Origin of the sequence: Formosa sejongensis (assembly GCF_033447105.1) — a bacterium.
In the GTDB taxonomy this organism is placed as follows: Bacteria; Bacteroidota; Bacteroidia; order Flavobacteriales; family Flavobacteriaceae; genus Formosa.
Genome location: NZ_JAWQUN010000009.1, coordinates 106809 through 130120 on the forward strand (window position 1 = coordinate 106809; position 23312 = coordinate 130120).

A 23312-nucleotide genomic window follows, 5' to 3' on the forward strand; every position below is an offset into this window, starting at 1 on the left:
CTATATTTGCACCGAATTAAACACTCATGAAAAATAAGATTATTATAAAATCGTCGGAACTCTTTTTAAATCTAGGATTTAAAAGTGTGACTATGGATGATATTGCGCAGGAGATGGGTATTTCTAAAAAAACCATTTACCAATATTTTGAAACGAAAACTAAATTAGTAGAAGCAACAGCTATATATAAATACGATTGTATTTCGGAATCTATAGATGCCATATTTACAATAGAAGCCAATCCCATAGAAGAACTTTTTAAAATTAAAGAGTTCATTACTAACTACTTAAGAAATGAAAAAAAATCATCCGTATTTCAATTAAAAAAATATTACCCCCGTATTTATTCCATTTTAAAACAAAAACAATTTGAAGCAATGCAAGAGTGTGTTAGCGACAACTTAAATCGAGGAATTACAGATGGACTTTATAGAAAATCTTTAAATGTAGATTTTATTTCAAGAATTTATTTTAGCTCGATTGGAGCTCTTAAAGACGAAGAAGTTTTTCCTGACAATCAATTTTCAATGCAACAATTGTTGGACAATTACTTAGAATACCATTTAAGAGGAATCTGCACACCTCTTGGTCTTGATTTTTTAAACAAAAAAAACGAAATTAAATAATGAGAAACAAACTAATAATACTATTTAGTTTATGTCTAAGTGTATCGGCCTTCGCTCAAGAAGCTCCAGTTGCATTTAGCTTGCAAGAGGCTATAGATTATGCCTTATTACATAACAGAACAGTACTAAATGCTGCTCGAGATATAGAAATTGCAGAAGAAAAAAAATGGGAAACAACCGCTACAGGTTTACCACAAATTAGCGCAGCTGTAGATTACCAAAACTGGATTAAACAACAAGTATCGTTACTCCCTGGAGAAATCGTAGGCGGAGATCCTGGCACATTTATCCCTGTAGAATTTAGTCCGCAACAAAATATTGGTGCAACGGCGACTTTAAATCAGCTATTATTCGATGGTTCTTATTTAGTGGGTTTACAAGCAACAAGAGTTTATTTAGAAATTTCTGAAAACTCTAAAATCAAAACAGATCTCGAAGTTAGAAAAGCTGTAATTAACGCCTACGGAAACGTTTTAATTACCGAAGAAAGCTTAAAAATTTTAGAAAGCAATAAAGCCATTCTTGAATCGAATTTAAATGAAATTCAAAAAACATTTGAAAACGGATTAGAAGAAGAAGAAAGTGTAGAACAAATTAAAATAACCCTTTCTAGCCTAATTAGTAACTTAAATAAAGTTAAACGTATGAACATCTTATCGTACCAAATGTTGAATATCACATTGGGTATAGATTTAAATACAGATACAACGCTAACAGACACACTTGAAATATTAAGTTTACAATACACATCTCTAGAAGCTTTAGCGGCAAACGATAATGTAGAAAACACTATAGATTATCTAATTGCAGAAAACGACGTAGAAAGCAAGGATTTATTTGTGAAATTAGCGATGAGTAAAGGTATGCCAACACTTAATGCTTTTGTTAATGGTGGTTATAGTGCTTTTGGAGAAAACTTCGGTTTCTTTAATAACAATCAAAAATGGTATGGGAATTCCATGTTTGGCGTGAGTTTAAATATCCCTATTTTTAGTTCTTTAGGCCGTTCGGCAGCAACACAACAAGCTAGAATTGATTTAGAAAAAGCAAATGAAGTCTTAATTGATACAGAACAACAATTAAAGTTTCAGATTGCTACAGCTAAAAGCGAATATCAATATGCGATTGAAGATTATTCAAATAAAAAATTAAATTTAGAATTAGCTGAACGTATTGAAAGTAAAAATGAAACTAAATTCTTTGAAGGTATAGCTACTAGTTTCGATTTACGACAAGCACAAACTCAATTATACTCTGCACAGCAAGAATATCTGCAAGCTATGCTAGATATCATCAACAAAAAAGCAGAATTAGATTCTATCTTAAATACCGTAAACTACTAAACATAACAATAATGAAACACATATATACAATCGCTGCTTTCGCTTTCCTTTTAATTTCCTGTGGAGGAAAAGAACAATCTGTAGAAGACATTTTAGCCGAAGGTAATCTAGAAAATATTCGCGCAAAACGTACGGAATTAGAAACACAACAAATCGCATTAGCTGATCAAATTAAGATTATTGACGAAAAAATTGAATCTCTAGACGATACCAAAAAATTACCTTTAGTAACGACTGTTAAAGCAGCTTCAGAAAATTTTATACATTATTTAGAATTACAAGGTAGTGTACAAACCAAACAAAATATTGTAATCTATCCAGAAATGTCTGGAATATTAAAAGACGTTTTTGTAAAGGAAGGACAACGTGTTACAAAAGGTCAGGCCTTAGCGAGAATAGACGATGGCGGACTAGAACAACAAGTCGCTCAAATGGAAATACAATTGGCTTTAGCCGAAACAACTTTCGAACGTCAGAAACGTCTTTGGGATCAAAAAATTGGAAGTGAGATTCAATTTCTTCAAGCTAAATCTAGTTACGAAGCTCAAGAACAATCTGTAAATCAGTTAAAATCGCAATTAGCAAAAACAACCGTAGTGGCTCCATTTACAGGTGTAATCGACGATATTATTACAGATCAAGGAAGTGTAGTAATGCCAGGACAATCGCAATTAATTAGAATTGTAAACCTGAAAGACATGTACATCGAAACTGAAGTTCCAGAAAACTACATTACAGATGTTGTTGAAGGTAAAGCCGTAAAAGTTGAATTTCCTGTTTTAGGTACTTCTGTAGATACAAAAGTCCGTCAGGCTAGTAATTTTATTAATCCAGCTAACAGAACGTTCAAAGTTGAAATTGCAGTTCCCAATAAAGACGGAAATATTAAACCAAACTTAACTGCTAAACTTAAAATTAACGATTATACAAGCGAAAATGCGGTATTAATTCCGTTAAGTATCATTTCTGAAAACGCAAATGGCGAGCAATACATTTATATCGTTAAGAACAAAAACGAGGAAAACGAAGCTGTTGCAGAACGTGTTATCATTAAAACAGGTAAAACGCAAGGCGATATTATAGAAGTTTTAAGTGGTATAGAAGCTAATTCAGAAATAATAAATGAAGGCGCTCGTAGTGTTAGAGACGGGCAAACAGTAAAAGTTATTAAATATTAATTTACAATCATGACAAAACACAAAAAGAATACCGACAAAGAATTCGGAATGTCGTCGTGGGCAATTAATAACAAAACTACGATATATGTAATTATGGCTGTAATTTTCTATTTAGGAGTTACCGCGTATTACCATATGCCACGTGAGAGTTTCCCTGAGGTTGTAGAGACTAAAATATATGTAAGCTCTATATACCCCGGAAACACAGCCGAAGACATAGAAAAGTTAATTACAGACCCTTTAGAGGATAAATTAAAAACTATAAGTAATGTAGTTGAAATTACATCTACATCTCAAGAAGACTACTCTATGATTATTGTAGAATTCGATGAAAATATTGACGTAGAAGCTGCCAAACAAAAAGTTAAAGACGAAATAGATTCGGAAACGTCAAGTGAAGACTGGCCAACTTTTAACGATGCAAAAGTAGAACCTAATGCTTTCGATTTGAACTTATCGGAAGAAATGCCAATTCTGAATATTAATATATCTGGAGATTATCCTGTCGATAAATTAAAAGACTTTGGAGAATACCTTCAAGATGAAATTGAAGACCTTCAAGAAATTAAGCAAGTAGATATTCGTGGAGCACAAGAGAAAGAAGTAGAAATTGCAGTAGACATCTATAAAATGATGGCTGCTCAAGTAAGTTTCGACGATGTTATAAACGCTGTTCGTGGTGGAAACGTAACCATGTCTGCCGGAAATTTAATATCTAGCGGTCAACGACGTACCATAAGAATTTTAGGGGAAGTTGAAGATCCAAATGAATTAAACAATTTCGTAATAAAATCAGACAATAACAATCCTATTTATTTAAAGGATGTCGCTAGTGTTACATTTAAAGAAAAAGACAGAACAACCTATGCGCGCGAATTTGGACACCGTGTAGTGATGTTAGATGTTAAAAAACGTGCAGGAAAAAACATGGTTGATGCTGCAGTGCAAATTCAGCAAATTGTAAAAGACACCAAAGAAAATGTATTTCCACAAGATTTAACTGTAAGCATTACAAACGACCAATCTTCTGTAACTATTGGTGCGGTAGACGATTTGGTAAACAACATTATTTTTGGTGTTATCCTTGTAATTACAGTCTTAATGTTCTTCTTAGGATTTAAAAATGCCCTCTTTGTAGGTTTCGCCATCCCGATGTCTATGTTTATGTCTTTAATGATACTAGACTTCTTAGGTTATACTTTAAACACGATGGTGTTGTTTGGTCTTATTATGGGACTAGGAATGCTAGTAGATAACGGTATTGTGGTTGTAGAAAACGTATATCGTTTAATGGATGAGGAAGGCATGAGCCGAAAGAAAGCTGCAAAAGTTGGTATTGGCGAAATCGCTTATCCTATTATTATTTCTACAGCGACTACAGTTGCAGCCTTTATTCCGCTAGGACTTTGGCCAGGTGTAATGGGTAAATTTATGATTCTTCTCCCGATAACATTGTCAACCGTATTGGGCTCATCTTTAATTGTTGCCATTTTCTTTAACTCGGTATTGGTTTCAAAATTCATGACTATTGAAGACGTAGATATGCCTTTAAAGAATATTATTACGGTAACCGGTATAGTTTCAGCAATAGGTATACTTATTTTAATATTTGGAGGAGACTATAGAGGATTAGGTGGATTAATGCTTTTCACTTCTGCGATGCTATGGATTTACAGATTGTTTTTGCGGAAAATGGCAAACACGTTCCAAACCAAAATATTGGTAAAATTTGAAAACCTATACGAACGTGAATTACGTCGTGCGCTAAGTAAAAAATGGCCAGCATTTATTACCATTACTACTTTTGTGCTATTAATAGTCGCATTTATGGCCTTCGGAGCTTCTTTAGCTTCACAGCGTACTAAAGTTGAATTTTTCCCAGACAACAAACCCAATCAGATTATTGTTTATATAGAATATCCTGAAGGTACAGATATCGAAAAAACGAATGCGATAACTAAAGAAATCGAGGAGAAAGTTTATACAGTTATTGATGATGACATGTATAAAGATGGAGATTATAACTTTTTAGTAGAAAGTGCAGTATCGCAAGTTGGAGAAGGTGCAGGAAACCCACAAACAGATGGAGGTTCTGCTGCAGAAATGCCTCATAAAGCCAAAATTACCGCTTCCATGCGTGAGTACAAATACAGACGTGGGGCAGATAGTGAATTGCTTCGTCAGAAAGTACAAAAAGCATTAGTTGGAATTTATCCTGGAATTTTAATCTCTGTGGAGAAAGATCAAAATGGACCACCAGCTGGTTCTCCTATTAATATTGAAATAGAAGGAAACGATTACGAACAACTTATTGGTTTAGCTGAAAATATGCGTGACTTTATCAATGAAAAAAACATCGCAGGAATCGACGAATTAAAAATTGATGTTAATAAAGGAAAACCAACTATGTTGGTAGAGGTTGACCGAGCTAAAGCAGGAGAACTAGGTGTAAGCGCTAGCCAAGTAGGAACGCAGTTACGTAATTCTATTTTCGGAAGTAAAGCAGGTGTTTTTAAAGAAGATGGCGACGATTACGACATATATGTACGCTTTAACGAAGCCAACAGATATAATACAAGTGCAATTTTCAATCAAAAAATTACATTTAGAGATAATACGGGGAAAATTAAAGAAATCCCAGTATCTGCTGTTGCAAAACAAAACAACACTTCAGGTTATAATGCTATTAAACACAACGATACAAAGCGTGTCGTTACTGTGTATTCTGCTTTATCTCCAGGATTTACAGATGCCGCTGCCATTGTAAATCAAGTCCAGAGAGAAATGAAAACTTTCGAAGGAGTACCTAGCGATGTAAAAATCGATTACACTGGTCAGATTGAAGAACAAAATAAACAAATGGCCTTCTTAATGGGAGCCTTCTTTACGGGGTTAGCACTTATCTTTTTTATATTGATTTTCCAATTCAACTCAGTATCTAAACCAGGAATAATTATGTTAGCCATTTTCTTAAGTTTTATTGGAGTTTTTGGAGGATTAGTAATTACTGGAGACCCATTTGTTATTATGATGACTATGATGGGAATTATATCTCTTGCAGGTATTGTTGTAAACAATGGTGTAGTGCTTCTAGACTATGCACAACTGCTTATTGACAGAAAGAAAAATGAATTAGATTTAGGTGAAGATGACTATTTGGAACATGATGATTTATACGAATGTATTGTTCGTGCAGGTAAGGCACGTTTACGTCCAGTTTTACTAACTGCTATTACAACAATTTTAGGTTTAATACCTTTGGCAATTGGACTGAACATTAACTTCTTTACACTAGTTAGCGATTTTAATCCTAACATATATATGGGTGGAGACAATGTTGTATTCTGGGGACCATTAGCCTGGACTGTAATCTACGGATTATTAATCGCGACGTTCTTAACTTTAATTGTTGTACCAGTATTTTTCTACTTGGTGACACGATTTAAAATGTGGTTGTCAGAAAAACGAATCACCTCTGTTTCTATATAACTAAAACGCAATACGTTATAAACTAAAAAATCCGAAGTAGAATGCTTCGGATTTTTTAGTTTATAATCATTTAACTTCATTAAATTTGCACATCAAAAATTTAGATATGTATAGAAGTAACAATTGTGGCGAACTAAGATCGTCTCATATAAATAATGAAGTAACACTTTCTGGCTGGGTACAAAAAGTACGTGACAAAGGATTTATGGTTTGGGTAGATTTACGCGACCGTTACGGTATTACTCAACTTATTTTTGATGAAGAACGCACACCTAAAGCCATGTTAGAACAGGCTCAGAAATTGGGTCGTGAGTTCGTAATACAAGTTAAAGGAACGGTTATAGAACGTGATTCTAAAAACCCAAATATTCCTACTGGAGATATCGAGATTTTAGTTTCAGAATTAACTATTTTGAACACTTCTTTAACGCCTCCATTTACTATTGAAGACAAAACAGATGGTGGAGAAGAATTACGTATGAAATATCGTTACTTAGATATTCGTCGTAATCCAGTAAAAAACAACTTAATTTTCCGTCATAAAGTCACTCAAGAAGTTAGAAATTTCCTTTCTAATCAAGACTTTATTGAAGTGGAAACACCATATTTAATTAAGTCTACTCCCGAGGGTGCTCGTGATTTTGTTGTGCCTTCAAGAATGAACGCAGGACAGTTTTACGCACTACCGCAATCGCCTCAAACTTTTAAGCAATTGCTTATGGTTGGTGGTATGGATAAATACTTTCAGATTGTAAAATGTTTCAGAGATGAAGATTTACGTGCCGACAGACAGCCGGAGTTCACACAAATTGACTGTGAAATGGCGTTTGTAGAACAAGAAGATATTTTAAATGTGTTTGAAGCATTAACACGTCACTTACTTAAAGAAGTAAATGGTGTCGAGATTAAAGAATTTCCAAGAATGCTTTACGACGATGCTATGCGTTTATACGGAAACGATAAACCAGACATCCGTTTTGGTATGGAATTTGGCGAATTAAATGCCATTACTCAACACAAAGACTTTAAAGTTTTTAACGATGCAGAATTAGTTGTAGGTATTGCTGTTCCTGGCGGAAACAGTTACACTCGTAAAGAAATCGACAAATTAATAGAGTGGGTTAAGCGTCCGCAAGTTGGTGCTTTAGGAATGATTTATTCGCGTTGTAATGACGATGGTTCTTTTAAATCTTCAGTAGATAAATTTTACGATCAAGACGACTTAGCAAAATGGGCAGAAGCAACAAATGCTAAAGCTGGCGATTTAATTTGCGTACTTTCTGGACCTAAAAATAAGGTTCGCGCACAATTAAGTGCTTTACGTATGGAATTTGCAGAACGTTTAGGATTAAGAGATCCTAAAGTATTTGCTCCGTTATGGGTTATGGACTTCCCGCTTTTAGAATGGGATGAAGACACTAAACGTTACCACGCAATGCACCATCCATTTACATCTCCTAAACCTGGTCAGTTAGAATTACTATCAACTAATCCAGGCGAAGTTAAAGCCAATGCTTACGATTTAGTTTTAAACGGAAACGAAATCGGAGGTGGATCTATAAGAATTCACGATAAGAAAACACAAGCTTTAATGTTCGATTATTTAGGATTCACTAAAGAAGAAGCCAAAGAACAATTCGGATTCTTAATGAATGCTTTCGAATACGGAGCACCTCCACACGGTGGATTAGCTTTTGGTTTAGACCGTTTAGTAGCAATTTTAGGCGGACAAGAAACTATTCGAGATTTTATTGCTTTCCCTAAAAATAATTCAGGTCGCGATGTTATGATAGATGCACCTTCACGCATAGACGATTTGCAGCTTGAAGAGCTAAGCTTAAGACTTAATTTAAAATCATAAATACTAAATCCCGCTTTTGCGGGATTTTTACACTCTACTTATGCCAACTCAAAAAAGATCATTACTAACAAAATTTCTACTTTGGAAAACAAAGCATGTTGCCCATAGAAACTTTGTTTATTTTTTAAGTGTTTTAGTTGGTTTAATTGCTGGTTTAGGTGCAGTAATACTTAAAAACACAACGCACTATATTCAACATTTAATGGAGAATAAAGTGGTAAGTAGTTATCATCATCCGTTTTATTTCCTGTTTCCAATCGTAGGATTAACTTTAACCTATTTAGTTAAAAAATATGTTATACGCCAAGATTTTGGTCACGGGATTCCTTCAACACTTCGTGCTATTGCGAAGAAAAAAGGAATTATGAAACAATATCAAATGTTTTCGGCTTTACTTACTGCTCCATTAACCGTTGGTTTTGGAGGTTCTGTGGGTTTAGAAGGACCAACAGTTTCGACAGCTGCAGCTATAAGTTCTAACATTTCAAGGTTGTTTCATACCAATCAAGCTACGCGTACATTATTAATTGGTTGTGCTGCTGCCGGTGCGATTGCTTGTATCTTTAAAGCGCCCATTGCCGCTATTATTTTTGCGATAGAAGTGTTTAGTTTAGATTTAACATTAATCTCATTATTACCACTTCTTATCTCATCCATTTCAGGAGTATTATTATCCTATTTCTTTTATGGATCGGATACTATTGTACCTTTTGAATTAGTTGCTCAATTCTCACTCGGCCAAGTGCCCTTTTTTATTGTTTTTGGCGTATTAGCAGGTCTTACCTCTATTTACTTCACTAAGGTATACGCCTATTTCCACGATTTTTTTCACGGTATTAAATCACCTATAAAACGATTATTAATTGGAGGTACTGGTCTTGGAATAATTGTCTATTTTATTCCACCTCTTTATGGTGAAGGATTCGAAGTTATAAACAATATGGTGACTGGTAATTTTAGCGAGGTCGTTACCAATAACTTTATGCATATCGATATTACAAACAACTGGGCAATTTTAGCGCTACTTTTTGGTTTGGTACTTTTTAAAGTTATAGCAACGTCCTTAACTTTTGGTGCTGGTGGTATTGGAGGTATTTTCTCCCCTAGCCTATTTATGGGTTCAGTATTAGGTTTTGGTTTCGCAAAATTCGTCAATACTTTAGATGTTTTCAAACTGCATTTATCCGAAAGTAATTTCACTCTTGTTGGCATGGCTGGCGTACTTGGTGGTGTGCTTCAGGCTCCGCTTACAGCTATCTTTCTAATTGCTGAATTAACTGGTGGTTATAAATTATTTATCCCTTCTATGATAACCGTTGTTATCTGTTTTATTGTAACTAAATACTTTTTACCGTATTCTGTATATAGTATGGAATTGGCAAGAAAAGGCGATTTAATTACACACGACAAAGATCAAGCTGTACTTACGTTAATGAACATTGAAAGCTTAATTGAAACTAAGTTTGTAAAGGTTAGCCCGGATATGACTCTAGGAGACATTGTACATAAAGCAGTCGTAAAATCCAATCGTAATATATTTCCTGTTATTAGTATAAAGTCTAAAAAAATTGTGGGTATTATTCTTTTAGATGATATTAGACCTATTATGTTCGATCAAACATTGTACGACGAAGTTATTGCTAGTGATATTATGCAAGCTCCTCCAGAAATTATCGATTTAAACACGGATAGAATGACAGATATTATGAAGAAATTTCAAGATTCAAGTGCTTGGAATCTTCCCGTAATTCGAGATGAAAAATACATTGGTTTCATTTCAAAATCTAAGCTACTTACAGCATACCGTCGTCAGCTTATTAATTTTACGAGTTGATTTATAAAAACGAAATATAATTGAACGTTTTTTTAGTATTTTTATAACATGCCAACTAGAACGAAAATCCTTCTACGTCAATTTTTAATTTGGAAATACAAACATATTTCCGAACGACAGTTTGTTTATATTCTTAGTGTACTTATTGGCTTTTTATCTGGTATGGGTACGGTAATCCTAAAAAACCTCACCTATTTTATTCGCTCACTTTTTGACCTAGATTTATTTAAAGATTCTGAAAGTGCGCTATATTTTATTCTTCCAATTATTGGTCTATTCCTCGTTTATGTCATAAAACAAACCTGGTTAAAAAAGCACATTGGACACGGTATTTCATCTACGTTACACGCCATTTCAAAACTAAACGGCATCATTCCTAGATATAACATTTACGCCTCATTAATTACAGCGCCGTTAACAGCTGGTTTTGGGGGATCAGTTGGATTACAAGGTCCAGCCGTTAGTATTGGTGCAGCATTAGGTTCGAATACAGCACAATTGTTTCACATGAATACAAAAACACGGATGCTTTTAATTGGTTGTGCAGCTGCTGCAGCCATGGCCTCTATGTTCAAAGCTCCGTTGGCAGCAATTGTATTTGCCGTTGAAATTTTCAGCTTAGATATTGCTTTTATTTCTTTAGTTCCGCTTTTACTAGCATCTGTTACTGCAGTCGTAACCTCATATATGTTTTTAGGAACCGATGTTTTACTTAATTTTAAATTAATAGATGAATTTATTGTTGGAGACATCCCTTTCTACATTCTATTGGGTTTAGTTACAGCATTGGCCTCCATCTATTTTTCAAAAGTATTTTTTGCTATTACAGCCTTTTTTAAACAATTTGAAAGTCGCGCTTTACGTCTTTTAATCGGTGGCGTTGCCATTGGCACCATGTTGTTTTTTATTCCACAACTTTATGGTGAAGGGTATGGTCTTATGAATAATCTATTAAAAGGCGATCATATCACTGCAATAGGGCACACACCTTTTAATGTGGACTTATCAAATATTTGGATTGTTATCGTTTTATTACTAGGAATTTCAGCATTTAAAGCCATTGCCATGACCACCACTTTTGGAGCCGGAGGCGTAGGTGGTATTTTTATCCCAACACTTGTTATGGGGAGTACTTTAGGAAATGCCTGTGCAAAAATAATTAATAATATTGGGTTTGGCTTTCATGTTTCCGAAACCAATTTCACACTAATTGGAATGACCGGACTCATGGCAGGCGTGCTACATGCACCGCTTACTGCTATTTTCCTTATTGCTGAAATTACAAGTGGTTATGAATTATATGTCCCTTTAATGATTGTTTCTGCCATTTCATTTGCAATAACAAAACAATACGTTTCCCATTCGATTTACACCATGCGATTGGCAGAACGCGGGGAACTTATGACACACGATAAGGATAAGAACGTGCTCATGGTTTTGGATATCGATAAAATTATTGAAAATAATTTTATCATCCTGAAACCCGACATGACACTTGGATATATTTTAAAAAATGCGGTCGCAAAATCATCACGAAACCACTTCCCAGTTGTTAATGAATCGCATGAATTTCTAGGTGTTTTAAGGTTAGACGACATCAGGAACATTATGTTTGATACCGATATGTACGATAGTGTTAATGTCGGAAGCCTCATGCATGCCTCTGCGGGTATTATTGATTACGACAAAGATTCCATGAGTGATATTATGGATAAATTTAAAACGAGTGGTGCATGGAATTTACCTGTTATTAAAAATGAAAAATACCATGGATACATCTCAAAATCGAAGCTTTTAACGGCCTATAGAAGTCAACTTATAAAATTTACATGAAAAACCTCATCATTATATTAACCATCTTGGTATTTACAAGTATTATCTCTGGATTAGTTTTAGAATTACCTTATTCCGAAAAACTCGTTGGTTTTGGAGTTGTTGGCTTATTTTTAGTTGTATTTCCTATATTCTCCTGGTACCGATGGAAAGACAAGGACCCAAAAGATTATATGCTAACTAAAGAGAATTTAGAAAAGATGAGAGAAAAGGAAGGTGACGATAGAAAACTCTAGTTTAAATTTCGTTTTTCTATAAAGAAACGCTTCATTAATGCTGAAGCTTCTTCTGCCATTATTCCACCTTTAACGCTTGTTTTCGGATGCAGTTTAGTATTCAAATTAATACACCCACGATCTTCATCTCGCGCACCATAAACTATATTCGAAATCTGACTCCAATACAAGGCACCACCACACATTTGGCACGGTTCTAAAGTCACATACAAGGTGCATTTTTTAAGATATTTTCCCCCTAAAAAATTAGCAGCAGCAGTAATGGCTTGCATTTCTGCATGTGCCGTAACATCGGTTAGGGTTTCGGTTAAATTATGTGCTCTTGCAATAATCTTATTATCAACAACAATTACAGCGCCTACAGGAATTTCTCCTTTGTCGAAAGCAACCTCAGCTTCTTGTAGTGCTTTCTTCATAAAATAAGTATCATCAAAAATATTTTCCATAATGTAAAAATACAATTTCAAAACGTACATTTGTAACTGCATGACACATTTACTAGAACATATAAATTCGCCCGAAGATCTTCGTTTATTATCTAAAGAAGATTTACCAAAACTCGCAAAAGAATTACGCGATTTCATCATTCAAATTGTAGCCACTAAAGAAGGACATTTAGGTGCTAGTTTAGGCGTTGTAGAACTAACTATAGCTTTACATTATGTATATAACACACCAGACGATATTTTAATTTGGGATGTCGGACATCAAGCTTATGTGCATAAAATTTTAACCGAGCGCAAAGACCAATTCGAGACTAATAGACAACTTGGTGGCTTAAGCGGATTTCCTAAACGTGACGAAAGTAAATATGATGCTTTTGGAGTTGGACATTCGTCTACATCTATTTCAGCTGCTCTAGGCATGGCGATAGGATCGAAACTTAAAGGCGATTTTAACACACACCATATCGCAGTTATTGGAGATGCTTCCATAGCTAGCGGAATGGCTTTTGAGGGGCTTAATCATGCTGGAGTAACAGACACAAACTTATTAGTTATTTTAAATGATAATGCGATTGGAATAGACCCGAGCGTTGGTGCATTAAAAATGTATTTAACCAACGTTAAAAAAGGAACTCAGAAACAAGATAATATTTTTGAAGCCCTTAATTTTAACTATTCAGGCCCCATAGACGGACACGATTTACCAAAAGTAATTTCAGAATTAGAACGTTTAAAAACTGTTTCTGGACCTAAGTTTCTTCATTTAATAACGACAAAAGGTAAAGGTTTAAAACAAGCCGAATTAGATCAGGTTAAATATCACGCACCTGGAAAATTTGATGCCAAAACAGGTGATTTATTTGCGAAGTCGAAAACGATATTACCTCCAAAATTTCAAGATGTTTTCGGACAAACCATTGTTGAATTAGCTAGAACCAACGAAAAAATTATAGGTATTACACCTGCAATGCCAACAGGAAGTTCCTTAAAATTTATGATGGAACAAATACCAGAGCGCGCGTTTGATGTGGGCATAGCCGAACAACATGCCGTAACCTTATCGGCTGGATTAGCAACACAAGGTTTTATGCCATTTTGCAATATATACTCCACATTTTTACAACGTGCATACGACCAGATTATTCATGATGTGGCCATTCAAAATTTATCCGTTATTTTTTGTTTGGATCGTGCCGGATTAGTTGGTGAAGATGGTGCAACACACCAAGGTGTTTTCGATTTGGCTTATTTACGATGTATACCAAACCTCATCATCTTTGCACCTCGAAACGAAGCAGAATTACGCAATATTATGTACACAGCCCAATTGGGATTAGAACATCCCATAGCGTTTCGTTATCCGCGTGGTAGAGGTCGTGAACTGAATTGGAAACAACCATTTTTAAAATTAGAAATTGGAAAAGGTGAAATCCTAAAAAAAGGAACTAAAATTGCTGTTTTAAGTGTTGGTACGATGGCTTATACTGTTGAAGATGCTCTAAACTTACTAAACCAAGAACAACAAGATAAAATTGGCGTGTACAATATGCGATTTATAAAACCTTTAGACCACGTTTTATTGCATAGCATTTTAAGCACATATTCTAAAATATATACGATTGAAGATGGTACTATTTTAGGAGGCTTTGGAAGTGCTGTTTTAGAATTTGCATCGAAACACAAATACACCACTCAAATTGAAATACTTGGAATTCCTGATGTTTTTATTGAACACGGAACAGTCGCGCAGCTTCAAAAATCAATAGGTCTTGATGCAGAATCTTTATCTGAATTATTTTTGAAAAATATATAAACGGAAAAATATTTTCTACCTCCATCTTACCTGATATGGATAACGCTCATAAATAACGTTGTCTTCATTAAATGAGAATCCCTGCTTGCCATTAATTTCGGCTAATTCCATTAACGCTTTAGCTTCATCTATTTTTCCTGTATTAATTAAACTAAGTGCTTTATAATATTGTACATCCGAAAATTGCGAATGAATGTCAAGTGCTAAATCAAATAATGTAATAGCTTCTTGGTATTTGCCTTGTTCATATTTACTAATACCGTAATAAAACAAATCGACGGGATGCAACCACTCTTTTCCGTTTGCAGCAAGTTGTTTTTCATAATCTTTTTGAAAGATATCTTCTGCCTTTTTAAATTCATTAAGTTGTAAATAGGAAAGTGCAATATGGAAATCGTAAGTATGATCCATAACATAACTATCTCCGAAACGAATCTTACAATCCTCGAAATCTGCAATAGCATCTCTGTACGTTTTTGCGAAAATACATTTTATAAATGCTCTATATTCTTGCCATTTTGCTCTGTCGTACTCTACGGCTTTATCGATGTAAGCCATTCCGATTTCGTACTTACCTTGTTTAAATAAAGGCATTGCTTTTTGTTGCCATAAATATGCAATGGTAGAATCTTTTGCTAAGCCTTTATCTATTTCTGATTGCCATTCCTGAGCATAGTAAGAATATTTCCATGCACCATTTTTTAAATGTTCATTTATAATTTCTTCTTGTTTTTCCTTGTTAACTACAATTTAAATAGATTGTTTTTCAATCAAAAGATCAGGTTTTTGTAGGTCTTGCTTACAACCTAAAACAGTAATGATTAATAAACCCAATAACATTTTGATTTTCATATGTTTTGATATTAACGATTTTAAATTTAAGATATAAAAAAAGAGGAACGACAAGCGCTCCTCTTTTAATATAATCAAAATAGAATATTATTTATTTAATGATAAACTTTTTTGTTGTTGTCATAGCACCTTCAGTAAATTTAGCTAAATACACACCAGAAGCGACATTAATCTTAATATCGTTTGGCGTATTTCCATTTAAATCAAGATTCTTTACATAAACTGTTTGTCCAGTTATACTAAAGATCTGAAGATTAACTTCTCCTAAATTCGATTTAGAATTAATTTTAAATTCACCATTAGAAATTGTTGGGTATAGAGAAATCCCTGAAGCCAACACATTATCTTCGACACTTAAAGCATCACCAGTAAATGCACCTGAGAATACACCTCTACCATAAGTAGCAGCATAAATAGTATTATCGTTTCTTAAATCAAAATCTAATACTTTAACGTTACTCATTCCATTAAATGCAGATTTCCAAGTTGGAGAATCGCTAGAGAAATCTTCAGTATACCAAACACCTAAATCAGTTCCAATAACAACTTCATTAACTTTTAAAGGATTTTGTAAAATAGCTTTAACTGGCATATCTGGTAAATCTCCATCTTTTTGGCTCCAAGTTGCACCTGCATCATTAGAATACCAAACATTATTTACACCGTAATTATGGAAAGTAACAAAAATATCGTTTACTGTTTGTCCGAAAGAGATATCAGAGATACTTCCTACAAAGCCAGCACCAGTAAGTTCAGTCCATTTTTTTCCAAAAGCAGCTGTTGCATTTTGTACTTTTATTAATTTTCCGTTTTCTAATCCAAGATAAACCTCACCACTTGTAGTCGTAATATGAGGGTTAACCGCTAAAGCTAAAGCAGGAGAATCCATCAATGGATTACTAAGCATAGCTGCCTCGAAGCCAGAATCTCCTTTTGTTCTGAATACTTTTACTTTATAATCGTCTGTAACTGAATAATTAGAATATAAAAAATCTAATTTAGAATCTAAAACTTGTGGATTAATAAATTCTCCTATTTCTTCATCCTCTGAAAATAATGTCGTTGATACTCCTGTTGCATAATTATATCTAGTAATCGCATTATTATAAACATAATTAGATATTACATAAGTGTCTACACCATCTTTATCGAATGCAGTATATGCACCATCACCACCATAAATCTCTACAGATGGATTTATACCTTCAGCAGCATTTCCGAAGAACTGTGTACCATTATCTTGAGCTCCTGCAGCAAAATAGTCTCCAGTATTTGTACTATTAACTGATGCAGCACCAACATAATAAAACTGTGTTACATTATATCCGTTATTTCTAGAAGTAGCTTTTGTTCCACTAGTACCAGAATAATAAACACCTCCATCATTACCATAAACCATTTTAGAAGGATCTCCATTTCCAAACACTATTGCATGCTGATCGGCATGTACATTTGGCAACCCATCAAATCCGTACCAATGCGATAATTGATCCCAAACGTTACCACCATCTGCACTACTAAATAAATCGATACCTCCAACATATACCTTCTCATCGTTAGTAGGATCTAATTTAATTACCAAGTCATAAAATGCTTGTCCTCTAGTAAAATCGTCAGCATCTATTCCAGGACCAACATCATCCGGTAAAGGCAAGTCTGTTATTGTTGCAAAAGCATCGGTCGTTTTCTGCATAATTACAGGAACAACTGTCCCTTCAGCTAAGACATAAATTTTATTTGCATTTGTAGGAGATGCAGCAATTTGAGTACGTTTTCCATCTAATACATGTTTAAGCACAAAAGCATTACCATCTGTAGATGCAAAAATAGTTCCACCACCATCACCAGAAATCTGATTTGTTTTTGTAGCGACCCATACCGTGTTATCTGCACTTATTTCAATATCGTTAGGCTCGTAACGGTTCCCTGCAGGCGTTAGCGGTAAACCTAATAAACTCCATGAAGCTCCAGCATTTGTAGACTTGTACAAACCATAATCACCAGGGCCTAAAAGAGCACTTGGACTTGCGTCGCTATAAAACGTTGTTCCCGCTGCTATATACACTTCAGAAACACCATTGTTATTTCTTATAGTAATGTCATTTACATGCTGATTTCCTTGTAAAACATAGAATCCTGAAAATTCTCCAGAACTTGCTGTAATTGTTCCATTAACCGTTTCTCCTGCTTCTAATTGTGCTACAAATTTAGCACCATCGGCTTGAGACACCATAACAGAAGGTATTTTTACTGCTCCAGTAAGATCATCTCCTCCCATAGAAATAGGATTTCCAGGTTCGTTATTAATCATTATAACTGCAACTGCACCAGCAGCTTGCGCATTTATTACTTTAGCAATAAAATCACAACTACCACGATAAATTAAAGCAATTTTACCATTTACAGCTGCGGTATTTACTATATCAGTACAAGCTTCTGCTGGACTTGCTCCTCCGGCGTCTACCAAAACTAAATTTTCTGTAATACCACTTGTTACTTTTGGTCCGAAACTAGCACTTAAAGAAATATAAGAATTAGCGATACCACTTGGAGAATTGATAATAACTTCAGAATCTGTTTTTAATACAGTTTCACCTTCAGCTCCTCCAAACACGTGGAACCAAGAGTTACCACCATCGGTAGATTTCCAAACTCCATTTCCGTTAACAGCTCCAGATACATAAGACTCTCCAGTACCTATGTACATGATTTTTGAGTTATTAGGATCTACAGTAATTACAGTAATATTTAAGTTTTCTGGAAGACTAACACTTGTCCAAACTGAATTTGGATCTGAAATTTTAGTGTTTTTCCATAAACCACCACTAACACCACCTGCTAACACCGTTTCGTTTGTTGCATCGTTTGGATCGAAAATTAGAGCACGAGTACGTCCTCCAACATTATTTGGCCCACGCTCCATCCAGTTATTGTTTGAAGCATCTCCAGGAACACGACCAGTTGCTAAACTTGCATTACGTTGTGCTAGTAGATCCTTTTGAATAGTTACCAAGTTTTCAGGTGTTGGTCTACCTAACACCGGATTCATTGTTAATTCCCAAAGACGTTCCATAAAACGTTTTGGAGGTAAACCACGATCTGCGCGTTCTTTTTTAGATAATGTTTGAGTCTCTCTAAAAGGACTATTTTCCAAGTTTTTTTTATGTAAATCTCTTGATTCCGTTACAGAAATAGCTTTATCTGCATCGTCTTTTTTGCTATTAGAACAACTAAAAGTAAAAGCTAAGCTTATTACTAGAAGTCCCAATACTATTGGTAATTTTTTATTCATAAATAAAGGGTTTTCAACAAAAATAATCTATTAATTAAGGTTACCAAAATAACTTTCTTAATTAATAATGCTTGCCTGAAAATTTTCTATAGGTTAAAATAGCCTGACTATCAGAAAACAAAGACACATAATGACATACATTTAACAATCTTAAATAGATATCGTCGTCATTAAATTCAATCGTTTTCGGAAGAATCGATAAAATGAGCTTATCGTAACTAGAGGCATTTCCATTATAACTATTATTTACTGCCGAAATATAGGTATCTAATAATTTAGAAATTACTGCATATCCTGAGATTTCCTTGTCTAAAACTTCTCTTGATTGGTAAATTTTTTCAACACTTATTTTTATTATATCGTTTATTTGTGCTTCATATTTACTTTTATCTAATAAAGAAACTGCAAAAGTTCCGTTTAAAATCGCGTCTTCATTAGCTTCAAAAACAGAAATTGCTTCATTTATTAAGGTATTTATAGCCAAGGCTCTTAAATAACTTATGCGGTCTTGGGTATTATTTAATTGATGATACTTATTAATATCAATCACATCTTTCACCAATTTGATGAGGTATTCTAAAGCGAATTCTTCTTCAATTAATCCTAAATTAATACCATCTTCAAAATCTATAATAGTATAGCAAATATCGTCTGCAGCTTCTACCAAAAATGCTAGCGGATGTCTATTAAAACTCACATCTCCTGAAGCTCCATTTTCAATTAAACCGAGTTCCTGAGCGACATCTAAAAAGGCATCCTTCTCACTTTGGAAAAATCCGTATTTCTTATCTGATACTTGATGTGTAGGTTTCTTAGGTAAAGATTCTTTTGGGTATTTTATGAATGCACCAAGTGTAGCATAACATAAACGCAAGCCACCCACTCGACCTTGACGGCTCTGAGTTAAAATTTTAAATCCGTTAGCATTACCCTCAAAATCGCATAAATCTTGATATTGCTTAGGCGTAAGTACTTCTTTATATTTAGCACCGATACCTGTTTTAAAATATTCGCCTATAGATTTTTCTCCTGAATGTCCAAAAGGCGGATTCCCAATATCGTGAGCCAATGCTGCCGAAGCCACAATAGCTCCAAAATCGTTTGGTAAATACCCATGTACCGATTTTAAATCCGGGTATTTAATTAATAATTTTTCTCCTATTTTTCGTCCTAAAGATCTTGCTACAACACTAACTTCCAAACTATGGGTTAAACGTGTGTGGACAAAATCTGTTTGAGACATAGGAATTACTTGTGTTTTATCCTGTAAGCTTCTAAATTCTGATGAAAAAATAACACGGTCATAATCCACTTCAAACCCCAAACGTGTTTCATCTTGATCTTTTCTTAAGCGCTTATCAGTATCTCCTTGTCGTTTTAGAGATAGTAATTGTTCCCAATTCATAACTTTCTTTTAAGTCTTCGCAATATAACATTTTCTAATAAACACAGTGCTTTAAGCAGCATTGAAGTCAATACTTAAACACTGTATGTTAACATAACGTTTACAAAATTCAGTCAATACACGAATCCTCTAACTTTAAATTAACCTTTTTATCATCAATCTTTAACCGTCGATTAACCTTGACTTTACATAACTCAGGTTTCTTTGCCGCATGAAAATAAACGACAAAATGAAACACTTTTTAATAGCATTAGTATTTTTAACCACAGTGATCTCTTACGCCCAAAATACGGGATCTATTGTAGGTACTTTAACCGACAAAGAATATAACAACGAGCCCTTAGCATTTGCTAATATTTTAATTAAAGGGACAACAACAGGAACAACGTCCGACATGGATGGTGTTTACGCTTTTACCGAAGTTACTCCAGGGTCTTACATTCTAGTTTATAGCTTTGTGGGGTATTTAACTCAAGAAGTATCTATAGAAGTTAGCGCTGGAAACGCAACCAAAGTTGATGTTATTATGACTGCTAGTGCAGCTGCTTTAGACGAAGTTCTAATTCAAACAACAACTAAAAAAGAAAGTGAAACTGCTCTATTACTAGACCAAAAGAACGCCGTAGCATTTAAACAAAGTATTGGTGCTCAAGAAATTTCTAGAAAAGGAGTTGGCGATGTTGCAACAGCAGTATCTAAGGTTTCTGGTATTTCTAAACAGGAAGGATCTGGAAGTATATATGTAAGAGGTTTAGGAGATCGTTATAATATGACAACTTTAAACGGATTACCATTACCGTCTAACAACCCTTCTAATAAAAATATTGATTTAGCGCTATTCAATACCGATATGGTAGAATATATTGGAATTGATAAAACTTATGATGCTCAGAATTATGGAGATTTTGGAGGTGCAAATATTAATGTTGAATCTAAAGATTATAAAGGAAACGGTTATATCGAATTAGCATTAGCAGCAGGAGTAAACACTGAGGCTATTTCTTTAGATACATTTTATTTAAACGATGGACCTAATTTTTCTGGATTTTACGATATTAACTATCCTGCATACCCGTTATCCAATTACAACTTTACAACAAGTTGGGATAGAGAAGCTGGTCCAACACCATTAAACTCATCCATTTCGCTTAAAGGTGGAGATTCTTACAGATTGGGAGAAGACACTAAATTAAATTTCTTTGCTGTTGCATCTTTCGATAATGGCTACACATACAGAGAAGGTGTTTCTCGTGGAGGTGTAAACACAGGAGCTGTACCAGATAGCGATTTAAACTTTAACAACTATGATTACTTAACCAGTACAACCTTAATGGGGAATATTGGTATTAAGCATAAAAATCAAGCTATTAAATACGATGTTTTATATTTAAATGCTTCAAGTCAAAAACAACAAGAATACTACGGTATTATTGATAAAGATGATGATGCACAAGAAGGTGGTGGATTTATTCAACGTGCAGTTTTCGAAAGAACAGAGCTTTTAGTTAATCAGCTTCATGGTGATCACGAAATAGCAGATAACCTAGATGTTAACTGGGGTGCATCTTACAATATGTTAGACAATATTGTACCTAACAGAAGACAAGTTACTTTACTTCCTGTAGATTCTACAGATCCTGACGGACCGAAATCTTTTCAACTAATTTCGTCTTCATCAGACAACAACAGATACTATCACGAATTAAAAGAAAATGAATTTGCTGCAAATCTTTCTACTACTTATAAGTTTGGAAAAGATGAGGATGATGATTATAGAGGACAAGTTACATTAGGCTATAACGGAAGATTTAAAACAGTAGATTTTCAAGCGACTCAATTTAACTTCAGAATTACTACTAGAAATAGTAGTGGTAACATAATACAACAACCTGTTGTACAAGATATTTACGATGTTGATGCTTACTTTAACCAACAAAATTTTGAAGATGGACTATTTAGTATTGAAACCTTTAGAGGTGGAATAACAGCAACTAACGCATTAACCCCACAGACCTATGGTGGAGATCAAAACATTAATGCTGGTTTTGTAAATTTTGAATATACGTTTTCTCCTAAATTCGTAATGTTAGCAGGTTTAAGAGGAGAACAAATTTCTCAAACCATTGCTTGGTCTACATCACTAGATGTTAGTGGAGATGAAAATGTTTTTGAAACTTTTGAAATCTTACCTTCTTTATCTTTAAAATACATACTTAACGAAAAGAATAATTTACGTTTCGCTGCTAGTAAAACATACACTTTACCTCAATACAAAGAACGTGCTTACTTCTTATTCCAAGAAGTAAACCAAGATTACCAAGGTAACCCAGCATTATACGCATCTACAGTTTACAATGCAGATTTAAAATGGGATTTCTTCCCAGAGTCTAGCGAAATTATTTCGTTAGGTGCATTTGGAAAATACATCGAGAATCCAATAAACACAGCAACAATTAACTCGGCATCTAACGATATTAGTTATGTAAACTCTGGAGATTCGGGAACTGCTTTTGGTGCAGAATTAGAAGTGAGAAAAAACATTCTTGAAAGTGAGGTAGAATACAATAACGATTATTTAGAGACTAACCTTTCTTTTGGATTTAATGCTTCTTATATGTATACAAACCAAGAATTAGATGGCGATAAGGTATTAAGAGAAACGACTGCAGCAGGAATTCCTTTAAGTGTAACTTTTACAGAAGATGAAGGTCAACTTTCAGGAGCTTCAGATCTGTTATTAAATGCAGATGTAAGTTTTTATAAAGACTTACCAAACGATAAATCAATTTCTACTACTCTTGCTTATAATTACTTTTCAGATAGAATTTATGCACTTGGTGTATTAGGAAAAGGAAACCTAGTAGACGGTGCAGTGGGAACATTAGATTTTATTGCTAAGTACCAACTTAACCAAAACTTAACTCTAGGCGCTTCAGCTAAAAATATATTAAACCCAACAGTAATACGCTACCAAGCTATTCAGGACGTAACTGTACTGTCTTACAAAAAAGGAAGCAACTTTAATTTATCGTTATCCTATACCTTTTAATCAAACATAAATTCATATTAACTTAACTTTCAATTAATCACATATTTAAAGCGTA

General features: G+C 34.3%; 14 protein-coding genes. 10 read left to right on the forward strand and 4 right to left on the reverse strand.

The genetic code is table 11. From position 1 onward, the window contains the following. The first annotated feature begins 26 nt into the window (after positions 1–26). The 8 genes from R6X41_RS10825 to R6X41_RS10860 all read left to right on the forward strand — a co-directional run bounded on the left by R6X41_RS10825 (position 27) and on the right by R6X41_RS10860 (position 12400). A complete protein-coding gene (locus R6X41_RS10825; RefSeq protein WP_318500150.1) occupies positions 27–626 on the forward strand; it encodes a TetR/AcrR family transcriptional regulator in 600 nt (199 codons plus the stop codon). Beyond that, a complete protein-coding gene (locus R6X41_RS10830; RefSeq protein ID WP_318500152.1) occupies positions 626–1969 on the forward strand; it encodes a TolC family protein in 1344 nt (447 codons plus the stop codon). Before R6X41_RS10825 ends, R6X41_RS10830 begins: the two co-directional genes overlap by 1 nt. Before the next feature lie 11 nt (positions 1970–1980). Further along, complete coding sequence (locus tag R6X41_RS10835) at positions 1981–3147, forward strand: efflux RND transporter periplasmic adaptor subunit (RefSeq protein WP_318500154.1); 1167 nt, start codon at positions 1981–1983, stop codon at positions 3145–3147. Between the two features lie 9 nt (positions 3148–3156). Further along, positions 3157–6636: an efflux RND transporter permease subunit gene (locus R6X41_RS10840; protein ID WP_318500156.1), complete on the forward strand. Its 3480-nt coding sequence runs from the start codon at positions 3157–3159 to the stop codon at positions 6634–6636. A 106-nt stretch (positions 6637–6742) separates the two neighbouring features. Continuing rightward, a complete protein-coding gene (gene aspS / locus R6X41_RS10845) occupies positions 6743–8497 on the forward strand; it encodes an aspartate--tRNA ligase (protein WP_318500157.1) in 1755 nt (584 codons plus the stop codon). A 40-nt stretch (positions 8498–8537) separates the two neighbouring features. Further along, on the forward strand, positions 8538–10331 hold the full coding sequence (locus tag R6X41_RS10850; RefSeq protein ID WP_318500159.1) for a chloride channel protein: 1794 nt from the start codon (positions 8538–8540) through the stop codon (positions 10329–10331). 48 nt (positions 10332–10379) lie between these two features. Next, positions 10380–12164: a chloride channel protein gene (locus R6X41_RS10855; protein ID WP_318500160.1), complete on the forward strand. Its 1785-nt coding sequence runs from the start codon at positions 10380–10382 to the stop codon at positions 12162–12164. Next, positions 12161–12400, forward strand: coding sequence for a hypothetical protein (locus R6X41_RS10860; protein ID WP_318500161.1), 240 nt, complete (start codon positions 12161–12163; stop codon positions 12398–12400). The genes R6X41_RS10855 and R6X41_RS10860 overlap by 4 nt, the downstream gene beginning before the upstream one ends. Here R6X41_RS10860 and R6X41_RS10865 read toward each other — a convergent pair. After that, on the reverse strand, positions 12397–12846 hold the full coding sequence (locus tag R6X41_RS10865; RefSeq protein WP_318500163.1) for a nucleoside deaminase: 450 nt from the start codon (positions 12844–12846) through the stop codon (positions 12397–12399). The genes R6X41_RS10860 and R6X41_RS10865 overlap by 4 nt on opposite strands. 40 nt (positions 12847–12886) lie before the next feature. Here R6X41_RS10865 and dxs point away from each other — a divergent pair, with 40 nt between their 5' ends. Further along, the gene (dxs, locus tag R6X41_RS10870; protein ID WP_318500165.1) at positions 12887–14659 is read left to right on the forward strand and encodes a 1-deoxy-D-xylulose-5-phosphate synthase; all 1773 of its coding nucleotides are present in this window, start codon (positions 12887–12889) and stop codon (positions 14657–14659) included. A 15-nt stretch (positions 14660–14674) separates the two neighbouring features. Here dxs and R6X41_RS10875 read toward each other — a convergent pair whose 3' ends face one another. From R6X41_RS10875 to dgt, 3 genes are all read right to left on the reverse strand, one after another. Further along, positions 14675–15253 (reverse strand): tetratricopeptide repeat protein, encoded by a 579-nt coding sequence (locus tag R6X41_RS10875; RefSeq protein ID WP_318500167.1) that lies wholly within the window; start codon positions 15251–15253, stop codon positions 14675–14677. Positions 15254–15602: 349 nt separating this feature from the next. Then, positions 15603–18803: a T9SS type A sorting domain-containing protein gene (locus R6X41_RS10880; protein WP_318500169.1), complete on the reverse strand. Its 3201-nt coding sequence runs from the start codon at positions 18801–18803 to the stop codon at positions 15603–15605. Positions 18804–18864: 61 nt separating this feature from the next. Further along, positions 18865–20208 carry a dGTP triphosphohydrolase gene (dgt, locus tag R6X41_RS10885; protein ID WP_318500170.1) on the reverse strand — a complete coding sequence of 448 codons (1344 nt, stop codon included), beginning with the start codon at positions 20206–20208 and terminating at the stop codon, positions 18865–18867. Between the two features lie 229 nt (positions 20209–20437). Here dgt and R6X41_RS10890 point away from each other — a divergent pair, with 229 nt between their 5' ends. Continuing rightward, complete coding sequence (locus tag R6X41_RS10890) at positions 20438–23257, forward strand: TonB-dependent receptor (RefSeq protein WP_318500171.1); 2820 nt, start codon at positions 20438–20440, stop codon at positions 23255–23257. The last annotated feature ends 55 nt before the right edge of the window (positions 23258–23312 follow it).